Genomic DNA, 23,128 nt, shown 5'->3' with positions numbered 1-23,128 from the left:
TTAGAACCCCTTCCTGGCCACATACACAAAGAATGGAGCACCGATGACAGCCGTCATCACTCCTACCGGCACCTCTTGGGGCATGATGATGTAGCGTGCGGCAATATCGGCAGTGAGCAAAAGCACCGCGCCCAATAATCCTGCATAAGGGATGAGCCACTTGTGATCGACACCGATCACCTTCCTGGCCAGATGGGGGATGACGATTCCGATGAACCCGATCGGTCCTGCAATCGCGACAGAACCGCCCGCGAGCAAAACGACGATCAACAGCGCAAGGAATTTGATAAGATTTGTTTTCAATCCCAATCCCTTGGCAACATCTTCACCCATAGCTAATATATTCATTTTGCCGGCGAGTATGAGGGCCCCGATCCATCCTATCAGGATGTATGGGAAAACACCGGTCAAGATATCCAGGCTTCTGCCCTGTACGGATCCGGCAAGCCAGAACAGCACTTGTTCGAGAGCTGATTCGTCCAGTACAAGAAGTCCTTGTGTGAAGGACGAAAACATGGCCGTAATCGCGGCTCCCGCCAGTGTCAGCTTCATCGGTGTCAGTCCGTTGTTGCCGGCAGCACTGATGGCATATACACCAAAAGCAGCAATCCCCGCTCCGAGGAAGGAAAGCCAGGTGAATGACTGAAGATCCGACACGCCGAACAATGTCACTGCCACTACCACCATGAACCCGCCGCCGGCATTGATTCCGAAAATCCCCGGTGAGGCGAGCGGATTTTTCGTCAGTGTCTGCATGAGCACACCCGATATGGCGAGTGAGGCACCGACAACGGCAGCGATCAGCGCCCTTGGGAGCCTGATTGTCTGCAATACCAGATGTTCCGTCGACTGGTTAGGGTTCGTAAACGCTTCAATTGCCAGTTTCCAAGATGTATCCGTGTATCCATAGACGATGCTCATCCCGATACATATTATAAGGAAAAAGGTCGTCCCTAAAAATAAAATGAATTGTTTCTGCGTTTTAATCATATGTTTACCTTTCAGGTCACTGTTTAAATTAAAAATGATTACCTACTTCCTATTTTAGAGAAAATTGATAATGTCGTCAATGACTTTGAAAATCATTATCAATTAGTTGTTGACAATGAAAACCTTCTCAATTATCATAAGGGTTGTGAATGATAATCATTATCAACAAAACATATCTCAGGAGGAATTATACATATGAAATTAAGAAGCTTACTATCTTTACTACTGATTGCTTCCCTTCTTTTCCTTGCGGCTTGCGGGAACAAGGAAGAAGATAAAGATACTTCAGCAAGTAAAGACGACAAGAAAAAAGAAGAAACATATACAGTAGAACATGCAATGGGGACAACTGAAATTGAAGGCACGCCTGAAAAGGTAGTCATCCTTACTAACGAAGGAACAGAGGCACTGCTGGAATTGGGTGTGACTCCTGCAGGTGCAGTTCAATCATGGACAGGTGATCCTTGGTACGATCACATCGCTGACGATATGAAAGATGTTGAAGTGGTCGGTACTGAAAGCGAATTGAACATCGAAGCGATCGCTAAGCTTCAACCCGATCTTATCATCGGAACGAAACTTCGTCAGGAAGAGCAATACAACCAACTGAAAGAAATCGCTCCAACGGTTATGTCTGAAACACTCAAGGGTAACTGGAAAGAAAACTTCGAGCTATATTCAAAAGCATTGAATAAAGAAGAAGAAGGAAAAAAAGTCATGGATGAATACGATCAGCGCATCGAAGACATGAAAGGGAAATTAGGCGATAAGGTGAACCAGGAAGTATCAATGGTCCGTTTCTTAGCTGGTGACGTCCGTATCTACCATAAAGACTCATTCTCAGGTGTCATCCTTGAGCAATTAGGATTTGCACGCCCAGAAGGCCAGGACGTAGATGACTTTGCTGAAAAAGGTGTAACGAAAGAACGCATCCCGGCAATGGATGGAGATGTCCTCTTCTACTTCACATATGAAACAGGAGACGGTGAAGCGAACAAATTAGCAGAAGAATGGATCAATGATCCGTTATTCAAGAATCTTGAAGCTGCTAAAGAAGGTAACGTACACGAAGTAAGTGATGCCATCTGGAACACCGCCGGCGGCGTCATTGCAGCAAACAAAATGCTTGACGATATCGAGAAATTTTTCTTGGAGCAATAAACAAGACCTAAAGATCAGGGATGATTCCCTGGTCTTTTTTTATTTTCTGCCAACACTCCTCATCTTTTCATAATTCTCCCTATTTCGGAAACACTACAGAATACACCACAGTGAACATGAGGGATTCGTATGTTTTCATTCTTTAAAAATAAGAATTCAGATAAAACAAAAAAGAAACAGTCATATGAAAGTATCAAATCAGAAATGGAAAAATCGGTTGATTATAAACAGGCCTTTTACCAAAACCCCTTTACCGGAGTGAAGTTCAGCCTACACTTCATCACCACATTGATTGACGGGAAAATCCTGCAGGAGGATGTTCTTCCTTCTTTATTATCAAAGGATTTCCATGACTTTGACGATCTCAAAACCCTGGTGCCGATCGTCGATATTCAAGTTTCGAAAGATGAATCCCAAATTGAACAGAAATTATTTAATGGATACACGATGTTAACGATGGATGCCTCGAATCGTAAGTTCGCATTCATCGCGACCAAGAATGAAATGGGTCGGAAGGTGTCACAGCCGGAAGTGGAGTTCAGTGTCGTCGGGCCAAAAGAGGCATTTGTCGAATCTATGAGCGATAATTTAAACCTCTTGCGAAAACGGATCCCCATCAAGGAACTAACTGTAGAGGAATTTAATATCGGGACCATCACCCATACAAGAGTCGCCCTCCTTTACTTGGATGGTCTGACAGATGAAGCAAATGTGAATACAATGCGGCAGCGCCTGCAAAATGTCAACTTTGATCAGGTCATGGACTCCTCATTCATTGAGCAGCTGATTGCCGATAACAGCTTATCTCCATTTCCCCAGCTGCTGGATTCTGAGCGCCCGGACCGGGTGGCTTCAGTATTGGTCGAGGGAAAGGTTGCCGTATTGGTGGACGGTTCACCGCATGCGCTGATCGGTCCGACCACACTGGTTGAATTCTTCAACGCTTATGAGGATTACTTCCTTAATTTCCTTGTGGCTTCTTTTTTCAGATTGGTACGGGTATTCGCCGTTGCGTTCTCCATCCTGATCACTCCCATCTATGTGGCGGCCCTCACTTATCATTATGAGCTGATCCCGAAAGACCTGATGGCTGCACTCGTCACGTCCCGGCAGGAGATCCCTCTCCCGCCGATTCTTGAAGCATTGTTTCTTGAGTTGACGATTGAGCTTCTGCGCGAGGCCGGGGCAAGGCTTCCGACAAAAGTCGGTCAGACAATCGGTATCGTGGGCGGTATCGTAATCGGGACTGCTTCGGTTGAAGCAGGACTGACGAGTAATGTACTGCTTATCCTCGTTGCCCTTGCAGCCCTGGCTTCGTTTACGACACCCGTCTACAGAATGGGTAATACAATCCGGATCCTGCGTTTCCCATTCTTGCTACTTGCACAACTTTGGGGGCTGGTTGGAATCGTATATTGTTTCTGTTTCCTTATGGGGCATCTTTTATATCTCACGTCATTGGGACGGCCATTCCTGTCCCCTATATATCCGCCGCGCCTGAAGGATTTAAAAGATGCACTCATCCGTTTTCCGTTTTATAAGCAAGCAGACCGCCCACAATACCTTCGGACGAATAAGAAGACTCGATTCCATTCTCAAGAAGGGAAGAAAAAGCTGGATATTGATGAATGAATAGAGGTGAAATGATGCAAGCGATTCCTGAAAGAAGAAAAATCAGTCCATTTTTGGTTTTCTTTCTCATCCACTCCATCCAAGTTGGTGGAGGCGTATTAGGATTTCAACGAATAATCGCCAAGAATGCAGGTTATGATGGGTGGATTTCCGTTATCCTTGCCGGCATCCTTACACACATCCTGGTATTCATGATGTATGTCATCTTGGATAAAAGCGGAGGAGACCTTGTATCAGCTCACACTCTGGCATTCGGGAAGTGGATCGGGAAAGTATTCGACTTCGTTTTTGTCATATACTTCAGTCTGCTGGTGATCACCATTTTAAGAACGTACATCGAGGTGCTTCAAGTATGGATGTACCCAAGGTTAAGTACATTCATATTTGCACTATCTTTTCTGATTCTCAGCTATTATTTTGTCAGCGGGGGAGTCCGGGTCATTGCGGGAACGGCTTTTTTCGGCACTATTTTACCCAGCTACCTGCTGCTTACGTTTGCTTTTACCTTTCCGTTCTCTGATTTTAGAAATATTTTGCCTGTATTCGATCATTCATTGAAAGACATTTTAATCTCTACGAAAAATATGTCTCTTACTTACTTAGGTTACGAATGTATATTGCTGTTTTATCCTTTTATTAAAAATGCTAAGAGTTCGCAAAAGTACGCTCATTGGGCATTATTCACCACCACTGCCGTCTATGCACTCATCGCCCTTATTTCGTTTGCCTTCTTCAGTGAGAAGCAGCTGGAAAAAACCGTATGGGCCACCCTGTCCATGTGGAAAATTGTAGAAATGCCTTTTGTAGAGCGTTTTGAATATATCGGGATAGCCAATTGGTGTCTTGTCATTCTTCCAAACGTATGTATTACCCTTTGGTGTGCAAGCAGGATATTAAAGCGGATGACCCCGCTCAAACACCGGCATTCCTTGGTATTCATCATACTGATATGCTTGGGCGTACTTACTTTATTTACTACCAGAACACAAGTAAACTTCCTCAATGATATGGCTGGGCAAATCGGTTTCTATCTCAATTTCATATACATTCCGCTTCTTTTAGTACTCGTTATTTTTATGAAGAAGGTGAGAAAAAAATCATGAAAAAAGTTCTGGTATGTTGGATAGCCATGGTTCTTTCCGTTTTATCGTCAGGATGTGTAGAAAGAGAGATTCTCGATGACTTATACATTGAAACAGGAAAAGGGTATGACTTGATTGATGAGAATACCATTAGGGGGACTGCCATGTTCCCAATCTATAAGCCTGATAAATCAATTGAGAATATGACGCTTTCCGCTGAAGCAACTTCCACCCGTGAGGTATTGGAAACCCTGGCAAGAATGTCACAGCAGCCCCTGGTCAGAGGGGGGCTGGATGCAGTTGTCATCGGGGAAGGCCTTGCGCAAAAAGGGGTAATCGATATTGCAGATTCCCTGCAGAGGGATCCCAGCATCGGAGCAAGGGTGTTTATGATGGTCAGCAGAGGGGACGCCAAAGACATCCTTCAAGGGCAGTATGGCATTAGGGGAAACGGGATGTATATCTCCAATCTGCTTAGGCAGAACATAAAAAGACGGGAGCTGCCTGAAACAAATCTGCACATGTTCCTTTTCGATTATTATCAATTAGGTCAGACTCCATACCTCCCGATTATTCGGAAGATTTCAGATAGTACGCTGAAAGTAGATGGAATCGCCCTATTCCAAAAAGATAAAATGGTCGATACAATACCCGCTGAGGACATGTTTTTCTTTAAGATTCTGGTGGATAAGATTTCGGAAGGCAGCCACGTTGTACGGCTTGATGATGAGAAAAAAAGAGACGGTCAAAAAGTTGAAGCCTCCATAACAAGTCTTAAAGCGAAACACAAGATAAAAGTTACGTACAAAAAGAAACCGGTCAAGGTTACGATAAAAATAAAAATAAAAGGAATTATCAAAGAATACACAGGTGAAAGATTGACCCCTAAAAAAATCACCGAGATTGAAAAAAACATGGAGGAGGATATTGAAGACAAAGCAATGGAAATGCTCACTAAATTTCAGAAGATCGGTGTCGATCCGATCGGTATCGGTCAGATCCAAAAACATGGTGTAAGAGGATTCGACATAAAAGAGTGGGAAGGAACGCTCTACCCCAATGCTCAATTTAACGTAGAACCAGACGTTAAGATTGTGGAAGGCGGGACGGTGGAGTAAAGAACCGTTCATTGAATCACCTCTGCAGAATCGGACGCCACCAGCTGCCTAAGCATCTTCAGGTTTAAACAAATCTTGTAAAATAAAGAGAAGCCCGGCTGACTGAACGAGTCAGCCGGGCTTCTCTTTTCTTTTGTCTTTGATTTTTGATATTCTAATTCCCTGCCATCCAGGAGAAAATTAACTTTTCAAGTAAACAGCCTCTTTCTTCTCGGCACTTTTCTTGCAGGCCTCAATGATGCGTACGACATCAAGTGCTTCTTCCGGAGTCACCGGGGACGTTTGGTTATTCCTTATGGCTTGATGGATAACCCGGTAATATTGAGTATAATCCCCTTTTTCAGATGGAAACTTAACGGTGTTCACCTTATCACCTTCCATCAGGGATAAGGTTCCCCAGTACTCTTCATCTTCTTTCCCCCACGACTTGGAATAAGGATCGAGACCTTCTTTAAGATCTGCTTCCTGACGATCCATGCCGTACTTCACAAAGCTTCCCTTCCGCCCATGAACCTGGTAGCGCGGACCCGGATCCAATACAATCGAGCGTGAATAGAGACCGATCCGGGCTGTGTCATATCCAAATGTAATCTGAAAATAATCTTCTGCTTTTTTAGGGTCGCGCTGGGAGAAGACATCCGCAAACACCCATTGCGGCTTTCCGAAAAGACACAATGCCTGGTCGATCAAGTGTGCACCAAGATCATATAATACTCCTCCGCCGTCGACCTTGTTTTCCTTCCAGCGGTCCTTTACATCCGGACGGTAACGGTCAAAGTGTGCTTCATATGTAGTGACATCACCAAGTACCTTGTTTTCCAACAGCTTTCGGATCGTCAAGAAGTCGGCATCCCAGCGCCGGTTATGGAATACAGACAGCAGAAGGCCTTTCTCCTCTGCCAGCTGTATCAGTTCTTCGCCCTCCCTGCTCTTTGTGACGAATGGTTTTTCAACGACGACATGTTTTCCTGCTGAGAGTGAATGCTTGATCATGTCATAATGCAAATGGTTCGGTGTCGTGATGACCACAAGTTCAATGTCTTCCTGAAGCAGTTCATCCAATGTCGGCACCACGTTGACACCTTCTAAGTCTTGCTGGACTTTTTCCTTATTGGAAGACATCACCGTATGTATTTTATAGTCTTTGGAATGCTGCAGCAGCGGGCGGTGAAAGCTTTGCCCGGAGAATCCGTAACCTGCTAATCCCACATTGATCGGTTTCATGTTATCACCTGTTTTCCTTAGAATGTACCCCTATACTATCATGTTCTTCCGAGAGCAGGAAATTCTTTGCTGATGGATTATGAAACCTTGCAGTTTACGTAAGATTCACATGTGGTTAAAATAATAGGGAAAGGGGGTATCCGCATGCAATCGATTAAAAATAAAGAGACGTTCGAAGAAGTGATTTCTTCAGAACAGCCCGTAGTCGTGAAATTCCATGCCGACTGGTGTCCTGACTGCCGTCGCATGGATATGTTCATTGATGAAATCATGGAACAATACAGCCAATACAAGTGGTATGACATCAACAAGGATGAACTTCCGGAAATAGCGGAAAAGTATGACGTCATGGGAATCCCAAGCCTGCTCGTCTGGAAAAACGGCGAAAAAACCGCCCATTTGCACAGCGCAAATGCTAAAACACCGGATCAGGTGACAGAATTCATGGAATCATTATAAAGATTGAGGCCCTTTCCCCACTTTAAAAACAGCGGGGGACGGGCCTTTTTCAATATATTACTCAAGGGAGTTTCCATCTTTATCAACAGTGATCGTTTTTATGATGGTCCGTTCGAAATGAAAGCCTTGAGAGGTTATTCCTTCGAGGTCGATTGTGATATTATGGAGGCCCTCTCCATATGTTGATCGTGTCACTTTATTATCTTTTTGTGCCAAGGGAAAGTTACAGACATGAACTTGTTTCTTAACCTCGGAAACTCCTTGGGCAGCCATTTCCTTACCTTTGGGATCAACCTTCTTATCACTCATTATCATTTCCAGCTGAACATTTATCCCGCCGGTAAAAATGACGTTAAGCAAATAGGTTTCCCGCTGATCATTCCTTGCTTCAAGCACCCATCCGCCGGCAGGAGGTGACTCGATCTTGAGAGTATGATGAAAGGCTTTGGGAAAGAAACCTGTCTCGTCCCCGGTTGTGACGAAATGTGTATACTTCCCGCCGCCAGGGTCCGTCAGTACATACGAAGCATCTTTTGAACAGCTGATCCAATCAACGGTGATTTCATCCACTCCGTCTTCTACAGAGAACCGTTCCTTTACCGCTCCGGCATATTCCCCTCCCCTGTGAAGAACCGATGTTTCCAATCCCTCTTCAACCGATGCAACTGCAGACTGATACGAAACTTCGTCCATCTCTTCGACAACCATTTTTTTAATATAAGGAAAGATCTCCTGCCCCTGCTTGATTGTTTTGTGCGTCCAATCATCAACCATCACTTCCTTCCCATAAGAAAGCCGGGAACTCTTCACCGTCACCGCTCCGTCACTTGCACCAAACCTGCTCAGATACAGGCCTCCCCAAAACAATTCGGAACCCATGCTGCCCCACCCCGTGCCCCCGAAAGTATAAAAGCGCGGCGCCTGCCGGTCAGCGGCCGCATCCGTACAATTACGGTAGGCCTTCATATATCCAGTCTGAAGCGAGAATACTGCGTCACTCCTGCTGCCCAGGGTTTCCGTAAGCCAATCCGCCCATCTGCTGTACGCGAGGTCTGCAAGTTCCGATCCATGATAAGGTGTAGAAAGGGTGATCACCCGTTTCACATATTGTGATGCACCATGATAAACGATTGCCGTCTGGGCATCGATTCCACCCTTGCTGTGAGCCAGGATCACGAGTTCTTTTTTAAAACAAGCAGAAATCTCTTTCAGTTTTTCAGCTAAAAGCATTCCATTGGACCACATATCAGCTGTTCCGGAAAGGTTTATGAACGCTGTTCGGAAACCATGTGAACGGGCCGATTCACTGATATCATTTCCGTTTATCCACCAAGTTTCAGATGTTGTATTGATTCCGTGGATGAAAAGGATCGGAAAGCTGTCAGGACGCACCGCTTCCGGCTCTTCCCCCCTGTACCAGTTGCCGTATCCGCCTTCACGATCAACCTTGAATTCAGACAAAGTGTTAAAATACAAGTTTTCCTCCATAACACCCCTCCTCTGTACTAATCCTTTTCTTCACGACTCTAAATAAAACCTTTTTAACCGGCCATTTCGGTAGTTTTTACTCATATGCAAGAAACCCCAACCCTCCAAGAGGATCAGGCTTTTTCGTGTTACTCGGTTATCGTAAAAGGAGGAATTGGGTCGCGGAATGAACTCCAATCCATCATCATCTCTTCTTCAGTCAACAAACATTTATCCAGGGACCGTTCCATTTCTTCCCGTTTCATTTTTATGCCTATTAGTACGATTTCACTCATCCGGTCCCCAAAATCAGGATCCCATTTTGCAGCCAACTCTTTTTCTTCTTTTAGAATCTGAGCTATTTCATCATCAGGATACGCAGCGATCCATTCCCCTGCACCTTGTATGGTAATCGACGGTCCCGCTTGTGAAAGAAGACCGGTCATATGATTACGGCTGGCCAGCCAGAAGAAGCCTTTTGCACGGACGACCTCCACCGGCCATTCTTCCATCCACTTCATAAAGCGTTCCGGGTGAAAGGGTTTATTTCTGCGGTATACAAAAGAGGATATCCCATATTCCTCGGTTTCAGGAATGTGCTCTTCCAGCAGCTCCTTGATCCAACCAGCGCTTTGACTGGCTTTCTCAAAATCAAACAATCTTGTAGAAAGAACCTCTTCCAAGTCAACATTTGAATGAGAGGTTTCGATTATATTCGCATCAGCATTAAGCTTCCGCAGAACCGCTTTTAATTCGGATACATCTTTTTCTTTCACCAAATCAATCTTATTCAAAAGAATGACATTGGCAAATTCAATTTGATCGATCAATAAATCAACCACTTCTCGATGATCTTCCCCGCTTGCTGCCAGCTTGCAGTCCAATAATGTTTCACCACTGGCAAAATCATGCCAAAATCGATTGGCATCCACTACTGTTACCATGGTATCTAACCGAGTTTTACCGGTTAGATCCACTCCGGTATCATCATCACGATAAGTAAATGTCTGCGCAACGGGAATCGGTTCCGATATACCGGTGGATTCAATAACGATATAATCAATATCTCCCTGTTCCACCAAACGATTTACTTCGACTAATATAAATCTTCCCTCAACGTGCAGCATATGCAGCCATTTTGCAGTTCTACAAGCTTTTCCTCTGTCCGTGAAAAACCTGCGTCCTTAACGAGGGCTGCATCAATATTGACTTCGCTCATATCGTTCACAATCACTGCGATTTTCTTATCTTCTTTGTTGTGTAAGATGTGATTAAGCAATGTTGTCTTCCCAGATCCCAAATAGCCGCTTAATACTGTTACTGGTACTTTCAATGAAACCAATCTCCTTTTTATAAACTGTCTGCTATACGCTGTGCTGCTTTTCTTGCCCCTGAGATATTCCGGGCAGCCGGACCTATTTCAAGTTCGGCAAGGGGGCCTGACACAAATAAATGATCACACCACTCCAAGTTCTCTTTCACAACCGGAAAGCCGCAATTGGCACAAGTCAGTTTTTCTTGTTTAATAAGATCCTCCAGCCATTCCACCCTCATTGTGTCCGGGGAAAATCCAGTGGCAAAAAGGACCGTTTGCACGGTCATATCTTTTGCCGCCATCAGTTTCAGCCTGATTCCGTCAGAATCTTTTTCCCATGACTCTACTTCATCTTGGATAAAGGTGAAGGCATGTTCCTTTTGCAGCCACCTTAGCCGATTCACCAATTCTCTTGGCATCGATCCTTTGTGTCTTGCTTTTTGTATAACTTCTCGTCTTTCTGTAAAAGATGAAAGCTTTTGATAGGCATTCATATTCTTGGGGCCAAGCCAGCCCGGGTCACTATCAAAGTCCTTTACCCTGTATGGGTGGCGTGAGATTTGACAAAGTCCGCCTTTGAACGCTTTACTAAGCTTAACGACAAGATGGGCTGCTGATATTCCCCCGCCTATTACCGCTATAGGAGCCTTTATGAATGGAAGCTTATCTTGAAAAACATGACCTGCCTGGTTTGGAAGTTCTTTTACAAGCTCCTCGCCCCAGCCTGGATAAGACAGCCTATTATTCATGCCGGTAGCAATGATTAAATTCCTCCCCATGATGATGTCACCGGAATCAAGCTGAACCTCCCAAGTTCTTTTCTTTCTACTCACCTTCTCAACATAGCCTTGCTTCCATGCCTTCTGGATCTCAATCTCTTCCAAGACATGCTCACTATGCTTATTGAACAAGTCAAGCGAAGGACGTTTATAATATCCAAAGAAGGAAGCTTTGTTCTTTTCTTTGAATGAATGCAAACTAAATGGATTGAGGTCAAGATGATGCACTGCAGGGGAACGAAGATATGGCATCTCTATCCTCTGCGTCAATAGCTTCCATTTGGCTAAAGGCTCACGATGTGGATCTATTACGCATATTTGATTAACCGGAATCTTTTTCTTCTTAACCAGATAATTCGCAATGGTGCAGCCATGAATACCGCCGCCTGCAATGATACATTCAAACATTAGGAAGCCTCCTTACACTCATAAAACGAAATCATTACGATTTATACATTATAGTATAACCCCTGCCCTTTTATATACAGAAGGGCAGGGGTTCTGTAAAACTACTCAATCTTGATGAAAAATTCCTCCACGTAAGGATTATCCGGTGGATCAATCTTTTCAAATACGGGATTTTTAATCACAGGCATCTGGGATCCATTGAAGTCGGTTTTGCCTATGATGCCGCTAATATTAATCCATGTGTCAGGCTCTAATTTACCAAGTTCTTCATCCCTGGCAAGTATCCCATACACAGAGGCATCAGCTACACAACAAGTAACGGTAAAGCGGGATACAACAATTTCATCCTGCGCAAACCCTTCATCCTTGTACACAAAGCCAGTCAACTGAATTTCCTTGCCGGCGTATTGATCCAGATTTTCATCCACCACACTTAAGGTTTGAATATACTGCTCATCCCGGACAATGATCTTTTCTTGTTTCCCAAGAAGTTCTTTCAGTTTATCAAAGTCTTTTTCCACGGGGAACTCCTCGTATGAACCAAGCGTCGGTTCAACTGTATGCCCCTTTGGCTCCTTCTCTTCCACTTGACTTGCATCAGGCTGCTCTTCTCCTGAATTGGGAGGTGTGGTAAATAAACTGTTCCCCACCTTGACTCCCCTTTTGGCAGCAACCGAGCTGTCCAGTAAATTATCCGGCAGCAGAAAACCGAGCACAATCGGAAACACGAAAAGCGAATAGACAATCGTCGAACGCAGGAATCCCTTTGGAAGCTCATGTCCTTCACAGTCACAATGATGAGCTTTTCCTTTAGACGATGTACCCCGGATGATCTGGATCACACCAAGCACAAGGAATACGCCCAGCGAGAAATACATATAGATATGCATCTTTGGTGCGACGAAATTTTGCAGATTGAACGTCAGGAAAAGCTTTAATACCAAGAGCGCGTAACCGATTAAGATAATGCCCCTTATGTATGTGTGAAATTGTTCAGATGATTTCAAATGGTCCCCTCCTTTACACCAGCATCCCAAAAATGAATGTACAGATATAAACAGCAATCGTGACAATTCCTATAAATGTGAGAACGAACCTTTTATTGAAATAAGCAAGCATCAGCAGTGTGTTCTTAAAGTCAATCATAGGCCCATAAACCAGGAACGCCAGAAGTGATGAGGTTGTAAACAGACTGCCAAACGATGAAGCCACAAACGCATCCGCTTCCGAGCATAGGGAAACAATATATGCAAATGCCATCATCACAGCCGGTCCGGCCACATCATTGGAGCCGATTCCCACCAATAGTTCACGGTCCAGATATGTTTGGAAAACAGCGGCCACAAATGCACCGATGACAAGATATTTTCCCATATCAAAAAACTCGTCACTTGCATGTACGATGGTTTGCATCATTCTCCCATTGCTGGCGTAATGATGCTCATGATGATGGGTATGCTTTTCCTCAATCAATGGGTTTTGTTTACCAAATAGCTTGTACACGAATGCACCGATCAAAATCGCCGCGATGAATCCGAGAATCATTCTTCCCCATACCACCGTCATATTGTTTTGAAAAGCATAATAGGTGGATGCGAACACGATCGGGTTCAATATGGGTGCGGTCACCATTACTACAATGGCAAGGTGTGCCGGTACACCTTTCTTGATCAGCCGCCTCGCAACCGGGACGATTGCACACTCACAGACTGGAAGAATGGCCCCTACCATCGCAGCCGGAAAAAGAGCAAGATATGGATACCTTTTTGGAATCCATTTTCTCAACATACTTTCCGATACAAATACCTGAATCACCGATGAAGCAAAAACCCCTATTAAGATAAAAGGAATGGCTTCTAACAAAATACTCAGGAAAATGGTCGTAACATTCACAAACGAGGATGACATTACTGCATCCGGAATTGAAATCAAGTCGCCTGCCAGGAACAGAGCGATAATCCCCAAAAATAACAAGATCCCCAACGTGTCTTGACCAAGACCTCTTAAAGAATTCATATCGTAATCCTTTCTTTTTGATGATTAATCGTAATCCTTTCTTTTTGATGATTAATCGTAATCATTACGCTTTACATTATAACCTATGTCCATAAAAAAAAACTATGATTATTTTTTGTTTTTTTAATCCGGAAAGCTTAGTTTTGCATGGATTCGGACAGCGTTGTGGAAAACTACAAGCAAATTTGATTTTACGCATAACTTTAACTCTCCCTTCAAAAACTAACCCCACCAAACAAAGGAGGAATGCCTTATGACCAAAAAATTCAACAAAGGAAGCAGCAATCAAAACTCCCCGAAGCGCGGGACAACTGAATTTGCTTCTGAACTGACAAACGGCGATAACAGCAAAGGCAACAAACATAATAAAGATCAAAAGAATAAGACCGATTGATGACGTGAGCTGCCTATAAAAGGTGGCTTTTTTTCGTCATAAAAAAACCGATTCCAGTTGTGATCCTGAAATCGGTCTTCCTTTACTTTTCGTCTCCGGTAATTTTTATTGCCGGGGTGCCGCCTCCTTGAAGGTAGGTCGGTGCTTGAGAGTCCTGCTTTTCCTCGTCTTTCCCGTAAAAGCGTTCATTCATTTCCATATTCGCCTCAGTCGTTGACATTTGGTCTTTTTCCTTCATGAAATCACCCTTTCAACTTTAGAATCTCTTGAAGAAAATAAAGTATACCGGCATTTTCTTGAAGCAGTTGGACACACTAAACAAAGGAAAATGATATTCAGGAGGAAATGGCATATGGAACTTAAACGTGTGAAGCAAATCTTATCTTCTTCAGCAGACATAGAGGTTAAATATAAAGACACTTCTGTCTGGATCGATGAAGTGATGGAGGATGGACAGACAGCTGTCGTTCATCTTCGCGGACCGTTAGAAGAAAGATCGCAAGTCAGCATCGCGGATCTGCAAGAATCCTAAGAAAAAGCCACGCGGTGCATATCCGCGTGGCTTTTTCACTACTATTTATCTTCTTGGATTTTACCTTTATTCTTTAAGATCTCGAAGATTAGCTGTGCTTGATTCGTATTGTCGATCATCCCTGAGAATTTTTCTTTCTGGGGACCGAATGCATAGACAGGAACATCGTCCCCTGTATGTCCGTCCGTCGTCCAGCCTGTACCAGAACGCTTGTCGAAGATCTTTTCAATCGCATTGTCGATTTCCACTTTGTCCTTTGTTGCTGCCGCTTCTTTTACCGAAGCTATTTCTTCACTTGTCAGTTCCAGATCAACATATTGTGACATTGTGTCTTCCACAGGAGCGCCATTCGCGATTTCTTCTGCCATGAAGTCAGGCGTGCGCTTTGCTGCATCAATCACATCAGGATTCCAGTTATACTCACCATCTGAACCGATTGAGAACCCGCCTGTGGAGTGGTCAGCTGTAACGACTACCAATGTTTCTCCATTTTCTTTCGCGAAATCACGCACTTCTTCAAATGCTTTTTCAAAATCTCTCATTTCACTCATGGCCGCGACCGCATCATTGTCATGACCAGCCCAGTCGATCTGGCTTCCTTCCACCATCAAGAAGAACCCGTCTTTGTCTGTTTTCAGACGATCAAGTGCAGATGTAGTCATATCGGCAAGGCTCGGCTGTTTCTCATCGCGGTCGATCATCTTGTCCATTCCTTCCTCGGCAAAAAGTCCGAGGATCTGTTTGTTATCGTCATTCTTCAATTCTTCAGCTGTCTTCACATAGCTGTAACCATCTTTCTTGAATTCTTCCGTAAGGTTGCGGTCTTCACGTTCGAAGAAGTCCGTCCCCCCGCCAAGCATGACGTCGATCTTATGTTCACCTTTGATCATTTCATCAAAATAATCATTGGCAATTTCATTTTCATTATCACGGTGTTCATCATGCGCACCGTATGAAGCAGGGGTGGCGTGCGTGATTTGAGACGTTGATACAATACCTGTAGACATATCGTTTTCCTTCGCCTGCTCCAATACTGTTTTCACTCTGGATTTATCATTTTCAACAGCTACCGCATTGTTATACGTCTTCACTCCGCCGCTCATCGCAGTCGCTGCGGCTGCTGAGTCAGTAACGTTTTCATGTTCATCTTCCGGATAAGTCGATTGCAGACCGACAAGATAAGGATCAAAGGCTGTTTTCTCGAATTCCGGTGTTTCCGGATTGTCATTCATATAACGAAGAGCTGTTGTATAAGGAACACCCATGCCGTCGCCAATCATGAAGATGACGTTCTTGGCTTTGCCATTTTTAGAGTCTTGCGCTTTCACTTCCGGGTTTTCCTGATTCATTCCAATGACACTGCCAATTGCTAATGACGATACAACTGCCAATGGCAGGATTTTTTTCATAGACTTTTTCATTTCCCTACCTCCTAAGTTATGAATACAGTTACTAGAATAGTAGAGAATTATGAAGAACCTTTTTCAAGGAAAATACAATCGTGTAAAAGGTTTGTAAACCAGCGCTTCATTCAAACAAAATCAAAGGCCCGTCCCGCAGTGCTTTAAAGCATTGCAGGACGGGCCATATGTTATTCTCTTATTACAGGCAGGGTGCAGCATCTGAAGGATCCGCCTGATTTAATGATCTCAGAGAAGTCGTTTTCGATCACTGTAAAGCCTTTCTCCCTGATTCTATCATTCAATAATTTGTTCTGAGTGAGACTGATGATCTTTTTATCCCCGATGGCCAGTACATTCGGTCCCATCTGGAACTGTTCCCTCTCACTGACTTCAATGATATTGTAGTGCTCTTTGATTTTTTCCAGATCTTTATTTGAAAAGGCCGGCGGATATACGAGTGCAGCTTCTTCCGAAATGATCGTAAAGACACAATCCAAGTGAAGGATATCGCTTCTTAAAGGAAGAGCATGGACGGTATATTCCGGCAGCAGCTTTTTCAAGGATTGAATCGCAAGACGATTGGTCCGACCGCTGATTCCAACCCATACATTTTTCCCATCTACGAGTACATCTCCGCCTTCAATGGAGTGAGCTGCCAAATGGGAGTGGGGAATCTTGTTCTCTTCCAGCCATTGAAGAAGGACCTTCACTTCTCCCTCTCTCAAGCTGGTATTCATGGAGGAAACGATGAATTCTTCCCCAATGCAGAATCCAATATCCCTGGTGAATACCTGCTCATTCAATTCTTTCATTGGCTCAAGATGGTCCACTTCGGCTCCGTTTTCCTCAAGGATTCTTACAAACTCCTCGTGCTGCCTGATGGCTTTATCTATTTTGATATTATCTTCCAAGTAATGTTTTTGAGTCTCGTTGATTACTTCGGTGATTCTCATATTCTGAGGTGAAACCACCAATACCTTTTTCAATTTTCCATATTCAGAAGGACAATACACATCCTTGTCCTGGACTGCTTTTTTTGACAGGTTCATAGGGTCTTACCTCCTGATAATTTCGTTTACGGATGGATTATTCCCTGTTTGGTTTGAGATAAAACCTTGGAAAGTATTTTTCAGGAAGGTTTGCTGTAAAAAAGATAGAGTTGGATTTTGGGTGAAAAGGTTTTAGTATAAAGGAAGCAAGGTGTTTCTGGCGGATTTTATGAGAATTGTTGATAACTGTGAGAAAAATGTTGATATATCCATAAAATGGTTGATAAATTAGAGTTTTCGTTGATAATCGATTTTTTTCGTTGATAACCTTGTGAAATTGTTGATAACTGGAGGATTGTGAACGAAAATCCAATCTCCATCACCGTATACTCTTGCACGAAAGCTTCTAACAGACGATCAAAAAAGGGACCCTTTGCAAAGGATCCCTTTTATTTGTTACGATTAAATTAATTGTTGTTATTATTTGAGTTGTTATTTGAACGGTTGGAGCCGCCTGAATTTGAGTTTCTGCCGCCTTTTTCTCCGATATCCTGGTAGAATTCTTTATCGTGATTATTTGAGGTGGCTTCTCCGCCTTTTTCTCCGATCTCCTGATAGAACTCTTTATCATGATTACGGGATGTAGCCTCTCCGCCTTTGCGTCCCGCTTCTTCATAACTCATTTTATTGTTGTTTTTGCTATTATTGTTGTTATTGTTGTTATTATTGTTTGCCATGTTGTTTCCGCTCCTTTTTATGTCTGGTATATTCTCCAATGACGTATTCGGAAATGACGTTTCAATGACAAGCTTATGGATTAACTGTTGTTTGAGCTGTTGGATCCTGAGTTAGAGCTGTTGGACCCAGAGTTTGAGTTATTGCTTCTTGATTGGTTTGAATTTCCTGAGTTGCTGGAATTCCTGCCGCCTTTCTCACCGATCTCCTGGTAGAATTCTTTATCATGGTTGCTCGCAGTGGCTTCCCCGCCTTTTTCTCCGATTTCCTGATAGAATTCCTTGTCATGGTTGCGTGCAGTTGCTTCTCCGCCTTTACGGCCTCTTTCCTCGCGGCTCATGTTTCCATTGTTATTATTACTGTTATTGTTATTGTTGTTGTTATTATTGTTTGCCATGTTGTTTCCGCTCCTTTTTATATCTGGTATATTCTCCAATGACCTATTCGGAAATGACGTTTCCAATGACAGTAGTCTGATTAAGTTCCAAGTTCTTTAACGATTAGCTGTTATTTGAGTTATTGGATCCTGAGTTAGAGCTGTTGGATCCTGAGTTAGAGCTGTTGGACCCTGAGTTATTGCTTCTTGATTGGTTTGAATTTCCTGAGTTGCTGGAATTCCTGCCGCCTTTCTCACCGATCTCCTGGTAGAATTCTTTATCATGGTTGCTCGCAGTGGCTTCCCCGCCTTTTTCTCCGATTTCCTGATAGAATTCCTTGTCATGGTTGCGGGAGGTTGCTTCTCCGCCTTTTCGGCCTCTTTCCTCGCGGCTCATGTTTCCATTGCTATTATTGTTGTTTCGGTTATTGTTGTTTGCCATTTTGTTTCCTCTCCTTTTAAGTGTGATTAGCTTGATGACCAATGACTCTTTTCCAGAAATGACGTTTCCAATGACTTTTTAAAAACCTAAGTAGAATTCTCATGTGCTTCCTTTTCAGCTGCTCTATGGCTTGTCTTTTCTTTTAAAACGGAATGCCATATGGTAAGAATCCTCCTTTGATTTTTTGATGTTACATTTGCTTGTTTACCATCTTATTGGAAAGATAAACATCATAACGCGTTGAAATTTTAAGGAAAAACATCCAACCCCTGATAAGGCGTACCTCCTTCCAAAAAAATTTTTTGTGAAAGTTATGCTTACATACTTTCTTTCTATTGTGCTGGGCTGATTATTTCTGTAATGTAGTCAGGTATGTTTTTTTAGGAGGAATCATCATGAATCAATCACAAACAACTCAACGAGTTCAACTAACAGCAGCGGACCCTTCTGCTCTGGGGTTATTCGGACTGGCAATGGTCACGCTTGTGGCTTCATCTGCCAAACTCGGCTGGACCGACGGGGTATCTTTTGTCTTGCCCTGGGCAATCTTTCTCGGCGGATTCGCTCAGCTTTTCGCCTGTATCCAAGATGCCAAACACAACAATACATTCGGGACGACAGCCTTTGGTGCGTTCGGGCTGTTCTGGCTTGGTGTCGGAACGTCCTGGCTGATTCAGTTCGGTGTATTCGGCAAGGAAGCGGCAGCAGCCGTCGGTACTGAGCAATTAGGAATTGCTTTCATCGGTTACCTTATTTTCAGCTTATTTATGACCATCGGGGCCATGGAGACCCATAAGGTATTGTTTATCATTTTCGTGCTGATCGATTTCTTATTCATCGGTCTTTCACTTTCTACATTGGGGATCATGCCTCACGCGATGCACCAACTTGCCGCCATATCAGAACTCCTGATTTCGATTTTCAGTTTCTATGGATCTGCAGCGAGCGTACTGAATGCTCATTTTGGAAAAGTGACGCTTCCGGTAGGGAAACCATTCGGCATTATTAAATAGGATAATAGAAAAAAAGACGTGTGGGCCCACACGTCTTTTTCTTGTCTTCTTAATGAACCATCCGGTCATGATCCTTCCAGAATTCTTTCCGGATGACGACTTTTTGAATTTTTCCGGAGGCGGTTTTCGGAAGCTCTCCAGCAAATGTAATGCCCTTTGGGGTTTTGAAGTGGGCTAATTTTTCCCTGCAGAAAGAGATGAGTTCTTCTTCTGTCAATTTGTGGCCATCGCGGAGGACGACCACCGCGTGCGGCACCTCTCCCCAACGCTCATGGGGAATGGCAACCACCGCTGCTTCCAAGATGCCAGGATGTTCATAAAGCGCCCCCTCCACTTCGATCGAGGAGATATTTTCCCCGCCGCTGATGATGACGTCTTTCATGCGGTCGACAATTTCGATATAGCCGTCCCCGTCGACGACCGCCATATCCCCTGTATGCAGCCAGCCGCCCCGAATCGCTGCATTCGTCGCTTCCGGATTTTTATAATAGCCCTCCATGACCGTGTTCGTCCTTGTGACGATTTCTCCAATTGCCTTCCCGTCATGAGGGACCTCGTTCCCTAACTCATCTACGACCTTGACCTTGGCGCCGATCATGCTGTATCCCGCTTTAGCCTTTAACCTGTACTTCTCTTCATTGGTTTTTTCCTGTTCCAAGGAACGGATCGCAGAAGTCGTGATGAGCGGGGAAATCTCCGTCATTCCGTACACCTGGATGAATTCCCACTTCAGGTCCTCTTCCACTTTTCTCACAAAAGCCGGAGGAGGTGCCGATCCTGCGATGACGACCCTCAGCGGCTGATCGATTGCCGGCTTTTCAGATTCATATTGTTCAAGGATCATATTCAGGACGGTCGGGGCCATATGCATGACTGATACACCGTGCCTCTTCACTTTTTCCAAGATGAGCTTAGGGTCGACCTTCCTCAGCATCACTTGAGTGGCACCGTTTGCCGTGTAATAGAAAGGTGATCCCCAGCCACTTACGTGGAACATCGGGAGTACGTGGAGCAGCGTGTCCTGGTCCGAGACCTTCAGGTGGTGCATACTGGACAGGGCGTGAAGATAATTGGACCTGTGCGTGAGGAGGACTCCCTTCGGATCACCGGTCGTCCCGCTCGTGTACAGCAGGGAAGCGATATCCGTTTCATCAAGCGGCACCCTGTCAAATTCTTCAGGGCTGAACTGGCCCCTCCAATCGTCATATCCAGGGTAATCATCCTGAGAACCGCCGTGGATGATCACGTGTTTCAGGTTTGATACTTTTGACAAAATCGGTTGAACGAGCGGATACAATTCTTCATCCACAAACAATGCCTTACTTTCACTATGGGTCAGAATGAATTGATAATCCGCAGGCTTGAGGCGTGTATTCAGAGGGGTCATCACTCCGCCCACTCCGTATACCCCGTAAAACCCTTCGAGCATCTCCGTCGTGTTCGGCGCGAGGTAGGCGACTTTGTCCCCTTTTTCGATGCCAAGCTCCTGCAGCCCCCGGGATAACTGGTTTACACGGGCATTCAGCTGTTTATATGTAAGTCTTTTTTCATCATCGATGATTGCGGTTTTCTCCCCGTATTGCTCCACCGCGCGATCAAGAAAGTCCGTTAACACTAAAGGTACATGCATGCTGTCATTCCATCCCCTTTCCAAATTAATAAAGCGTTTACTATATTTTAAAGGGAATGTGTGAGAGATATCAAGCTAGTTGTTTTAATTTTCTGATAAATAGAATTAAAAATGGCTCTGAACAGGGTGAAAATTGGAGGGGACTTGCTTAGAGGAGCCCTTATCCAGGTGGTAGTACATCTAGATGAAGGCTTATGGCATTTGGAATTGGAAATTAATTGGTTAATCTTTCAGTTTTTATGCATAATCATCGAGTTTTGGTGGAAATCATCGAGTTTTAGCTGATATCTTCGAGTTTCACTCCATAATCACCGAGTTACTCCAATAATTCATCCATTTAGCAAATTCTGTAAAATAAACAACTGAAAAAGCATGACTGCGCACCATTCACACAGCCATGCTTTTTCCTGATTTAAGAACGGCCTCTTCTGCCGCCTGGACCCGAACCGGAGCTGCTGTTTAGTCCTCCGGATCTGCCCGAACTTCCACCGCCGCTCCTTCTGCCCGCGGATGAAGAACCTCTTCCAGCTGGTCCGCCGGATGAACCTCTGTCTGATGACCTTCTGCCATCTGAACTCCTGCTGTCAGATTTTGAAGTTGAGTGGCCGCTCGAATCGTTTCTGCCTCCAGATTTCCCGGATGCACGTCTGCCCCGTCCGCCTTTTGCACTGCGTTCCCGGCTTGCCTGAATGTTTTTCTCTCTTCTTTCTTTGGCACTCTCATTGTTCCCTTTGACTCGAGATGGACTTTTTTCAACAGTCGTGGCCAATTCCACCTCACGCCTAGGCAGCGACCGCTCGATTCCTTTTTCAATCACTTCGAGTGCCTGCTTATCCTTCAATGCCACAAACGTGATGGCGAGTCCGTCATTTCCGGCACGTCCCGTCCGCCCGATCCGGTGGATATAACTTTCCACATCCTCCGGGATATCGTAGTTGAAGACGTGCGTGACGCCTTCAACGTCAAGACCGCGGGCCGCCACATCCGTGGCGATCAATAGTTGGATTTTGGCATCGCGGAACTTTTTCATGACGGCTTCCCTTTTCGCCTGGGAAAGATCGCCGTGAAGTTCATCGACAAGGAACCCCCTTGCCTTCAGGTCCATGTGCAATTTGCTTACCCGCCTTTTCGTCCGGCAGAAAATGATGCCGAGAAACGGATGGACGTCGTGGATTGTTTGACTGAGGGCATCAAGTTTCTGACGGTCGGTCGTTTCGACGACCTCCTGCTGGATTTCCTCGACGATCTTCTCTTTTTCACGGATATGCACATTGTGCGGGTTGTTCATATAGCGCTTCCCGATTTTCCGGATGTCCTTTGACATCGTCGCCGAGAACAAGGCGGTCTGTCTCGTGTAAGGGGTCTCGCGAATGATCGCCTCGACCTCATCGAAAAATCCGATGTGAAGCATTTGATCCGCTTCATCAAGGACAAGAAACGATACTTCCGAAAAATCGATCGTTCCGCGGCGCACGTGATCAAGGATCCGGCCCGGGGTCCCGATGACGATGTGGACCGCCTTATTTGTCAAACGCTTGATCTGTTTCTCGACGTCCTGACCGCCGTAGACCGCCAGCACATTGATGTCTTCTTTTGATGCAGCCAGCAGCTGGTTGAGTTCAGCCGTCACCTGGATCGCCAGTTCCCTTGTCGGGGTGACGATTAGGGATTGGATACTTTCTTTTTCTTTATCGATCTTTGCAAGCATCGGCAGCAGGAAGGCCATTGTTTTTCCCGTGCCGGTCTGTGCTTGTCCAATAACATCTTCGCCATTTAATAAAACAGGTATCGTTTCGACCTGGATCGGAGTTGGTTCTGTAATGGATTGTTCTTTTAATGCATCTGCGAACTTAGGCTGCAAACCTAAGGATGTGAAATCTTTCAATATGGTCACCTCTTTCCCCTCATTATACCCCTATCCTTTCTTTAAAAATAGGGGACTGTGCTATAATGAAAAAATCGT

The 23,128-nt window shown here is 44.5% G+C and carries 21 protein-coding genes and 2 pseudogenes; 8 read left to right on the top strand and 15 right to left on the bottom strand.

All coding sequences use genetic code 11. From position 1 onward, the window contains the following. Positions 1–990: an iron ABC transporter permease gene (locus HWX64_RS15465; RefSeq protein ID WP_175990422.1), complete on the bottom strand. Its 990-nt coding sequence runs from the start codon at positions 988–990 to the stop codon at positions 1–3. 195 nt (positions 991–1,185) lie between these two features. Between HWX64_RS15465 and HWX64_RS15460 the strand changes: the two genes are divergently transcribed. From HWX64_RS15460 to HWX64_RS15445, 4 genes are all read left to right on the top strand, one after another. Further along, positions 1,186–2,151 carry an ABC transporter substrate-binding protein gene (locus HWX64_RS15460; RefSeq protein ID WP_175990421.1) on the top strand — a complete coding sequence of 322 codons (966 nt, stop codon included), beginning with the start codon at positions 1,186–1,188 and terminating at the stop codon, positions 2,149–2,151. Positions 2,152–2,280: 129 nt separating this feature from the next. Beyond that, the gene (locus HWX64_RS15455) at positions 2,281–3,783 is read left to right on the top strand and encodes a spore germination protein (RefSeq protein ID WP_175990420.1); all 1,503 of its coding nucleotides are present in this window, start codon (positions 2,281–2,283) and stop codon (positions 3,781–3,783) included. Next, entirely contained in the window at positions 3,780–4,886 is a 1,107-nt protein-coding gene (locus HWX64_RS15450) for a GerAB/ArcD/ProY family transporter (RefSeq protein WP_254871166.1), read from the top strand. The genes HWX64_RS15455 and HWX64_RS15450 overlap by 4 nt, the downstream gene beginning before the upstream one ends. Next, positions 4,883–5,983 carry a Ger(x)C family spore germination protein gene (locus HWX64_RS15445; RefSeq protein WP_175990419.1) on the top strand — a complete coding sequence of 367 codons (1,101 nt, stop codon included), beginning with the start codon at positions 4,883–4,885 and terminating at the stop codon, positions 5,981–5,983. Before HWX64_RS15450 ends, HWX64_RS15445 begins: the two co-directional genes overlap by 4 nt. 180 nt (positions 5,984–6,163) lie before the next feature. Here HWX64_RS15445 and HWX64_RS15440 read toward each other — a convergent pair whose 3' ends face one another. Further along, complete coding sequence (locus tag HWX64_RS15440) at positions 6,164–7,207, bottom strand: oxidoreductase (RefSeq protein ID WP_175990418.1); 1,044 nt, start codon at positions 7,205–7,207, stop codon at positions 6,164–6,166. A gap of 144 nt (positions 7,208–7,351) precedes the next feature. Between HWX64_RS15440 and HWX64_RS15435 the strand changes: the two genes are divergently transcribed. Further along, positions 7,352–7,666 carry a thioredoxin family protein gene (locus tag HWX64_RS15435; protein WP_175990417.1) on the top strand — a complete coding sequence of 105 codons (315 nt, stop codon included), beginning with the start codon at positions 7,352–7,354 and terminating at the stop codon, positions 7,664–7,666. Between the two features lie 57 nt (positions 7,667–7,723). On the opposite strand, the gene HWX64_RS15430 is transcribed toward HWX64_RS15435, so the two are convergent. From HWX64_RS15430 to HWX64_RS15410, 5 genes and pseudogenes are all read right to left on the bottom strand, one after another. Then, the gene (locus HWX64_RS15430; protein ID WP_175990416.1) at positions 7,724–9,154 is read right to left on the bottom strand and encodes a triacylglycerol lipase; all 1,431 of its coding nucleotides are present in this window, start codon (positions 9,152–9,154) and stop codon (positions 7,724–7,726) included. Positions 9,155–9,282: 128 nt separating this feature from the next. Next, positions 9,283–10,466: pseudogene (locus tag HWX64_RS15425) on the bottom strand (GTP-binding protein). 17 nt (positions 10,467–10,483) lie between these two features. Further along, the gene (locus tag HWX64_RS15420) at positions 10,484–11,635 is read right to left on the bottom strand and encodes an FAD-dependent oxidoreductase (RefSeq protein WP_175990415.1); all 1,152 of its coding nucleotides are present in this window, start codon (positions 11,633–11,635) and stop codon (positions 10,484–10,486) included. Positions 11,636–11,736: 101 nt separating this feature from the next. Further along, positions 11,737–12,642 carry a TIGR03943 family putative permease subunit gene (locus tag HWX64_RS15415; protein WP_175990414.1) on the bottom strand — a complete coding sequence of 302 codons (906 nt, stop codon included), beginning with the start codon at positions 12,640–12,642 and terminating at the stop codon, positions 11,737–11,739. A 13-nt stretch (positions 12,643–12,655) separates the two neighbouring features. Beyond that, a complete protein-coding gene (locus tag HWX64_RS15410; RefSeq protein WP_175990413.1) occupies positions 12,656–13,651 on the bottom strand; it encodes a permease in 996 nt (331 codons plus the stop codon). Positions 13,652–13,904: 253 nt separating this feature from the next. Here HWX64_RS15410 and HWX64_RS15405 point away from each other — a divergent pair, with 253 nt between their 5' ends. Beyond that, positions 13,905–14,045: a hypothetical protein gene (locus HWX64_RS15405; RefSeq protein WP_175990412.1), complete on the top strand. Its 141-nt coding sequence runs from the start codon at positions 13,905–13,907 to the stop codon at positions 14,043–14,045. Positions 14,046–14,127: 82 nt separating this feature from the next. On the opposite strand, the gene HWX64_RS15400 is transcribed toward HWX64_RS15405, so the two are convergent. Further along, positions 14,128–14,265 (bottom strand): hypothetical protein, encoded by a 138-nt coding sequence (locus HWX64_RS15400; protein WP_175990411.1) that lies wholly within the window; start codon positions 14,263–14,265, stop codon positions 14,128–14,130. A 132-nt stretch (positions 14,266–14,397) separates the two neighbouring features. On the opposite strand from HWX64_RS15400, the gene HWX64_RS15395 reads away from it, so the two are divergent. Beyond that, a complete protein-coding gene (locus HWX64_RS15395) occupies positions 14,398–14,577 on the top strand; it encodes an H-type small acid-soluble spore protein (protein WP_175990410.1) in 180 nt (59 codons plus the stop codon). A 41-nt stretch (positions 14,578–14,618) separates the two neighbouring features. On the opposite strand, the gene HWX64_RS15390 is transcribed toward HWX64_RS15395, so the two are convergent. The 5 genes and pseudogenes from HWX64_RS15390 to HWX64_RS21980 form a co-directional block, all read right to left on the bottom strand. Further along, positions 14,619–15,998 carry an alkaline phosphatase gene (locus HWX64_RS15390; protein ID WP_175990409.1) on the bottom strand — a complete coding sequence of 460 codons (1,380 nt, stop codon included), beginning with the start codon at positions 15,996–15,998 and terminating at the stop codon, positions 14,619–14,621. 170 nt (positions 15,999–16,168) lie between these two features. After that, a complete protein-coding gene (locus HWX64_RS15385; protein WP_175990408.1) occupies positions 16,169–17,029 on the bottom strand; it encodes a dimethylarginine dimethylaminohydrolase family protein in 861 nt (286 codons plus the stop codon). Positions 17,030–17,436: 407 nt separating this feature from the next. Then, complete coding sequence (locus HWX64_RS15380; protein ID WP_175990407.1) at positions 17,437–17,706, bottom strand: KGG domain-containing protein; 270 nt, start codon at positions 17,704–17,706, stop codon at positions 17,437–17,439. A gap of 80 nt (positions 17,707–17,786) precedes the next feature. Continuing rightward, on the bottom strand, positions 17,787–18,044 hold the full coding sequence (locus tag HWX64_RS15375) for a KGG domain-containing protein (protein WP_254871199.1): 258 nt from the start codon (positions 18,042–18,044) through the stop codon (positions 17,787–17,789). A gap of 262 nt (positions 18,045–18,306) precedes the next feature. Further along, positions 18,307–18,477: pseudogene (locus HWX64_RS21980) on the bottom strand (KGG domain-containing protein); the annotation flags it as partial. A 440-nt stretch (positions 18,478–18,917) separates the two neighbouring features. On the opposite strand from HWX64_RS21980, the gene HWX64_RS15365 reads away from it, so the two are divergent. Continuing rightward, a complete protein-coding gene (locus HWX64_RS15365) occupies positions 18,918–19,535 on the top strand; it encodes an acetate uptake transporter (RefSeq protein ID WP_175990404.1) in 618 nt (205 codons plus the stop codon). 49 nt (positions 19,536–19,584) lie between these two features. Here the strand turns inward: HWX64_RS15365 and HWX64_RS15360 are convergent, their stop codons facing one another. After that, positions 19,585–21,165, bottom strand: a complete 1,581-nt coding sequence (locus HWX64_RS15360) for a long-chain-fatty-acid--CoA ligase (RefSeq protein WP_175990403.1) — start codon at positions 21,163–21,165, stop codon at positions 19,585–19,587. 412 nt (positions 21,166–21,577) lie between these two features. Then, complete coding sequence (locus HWX64_RS15355) at positions 21,578–23,059, bottom strand: DEAD/DEAH box helicase (protein ID WP_175990402.1); 1,482 nt, start codon at positions 23,057–23,059, stop codon at positions 21,578–21,580. Between the last annotated feature and the right edge of the window lie 69 nt (positions 23,060–23,128).

Origin of the sequence: Bacillus sp. Marseille-Q1617 (genome assembly GCF_903645295.1) — a bacterium.
In the GTDB taxonomy this organism is placed as follows: domain Bacteria; phylum Bacillota; class Bacilli; order Bacillales; family Bacillaceae_B; genus Rossellomorea.
The sequence above is the reverse complement of the archived record's forward strand: the minus strand, read 5'-3'. Positions and strand labels throughout refer to the sequence as shown.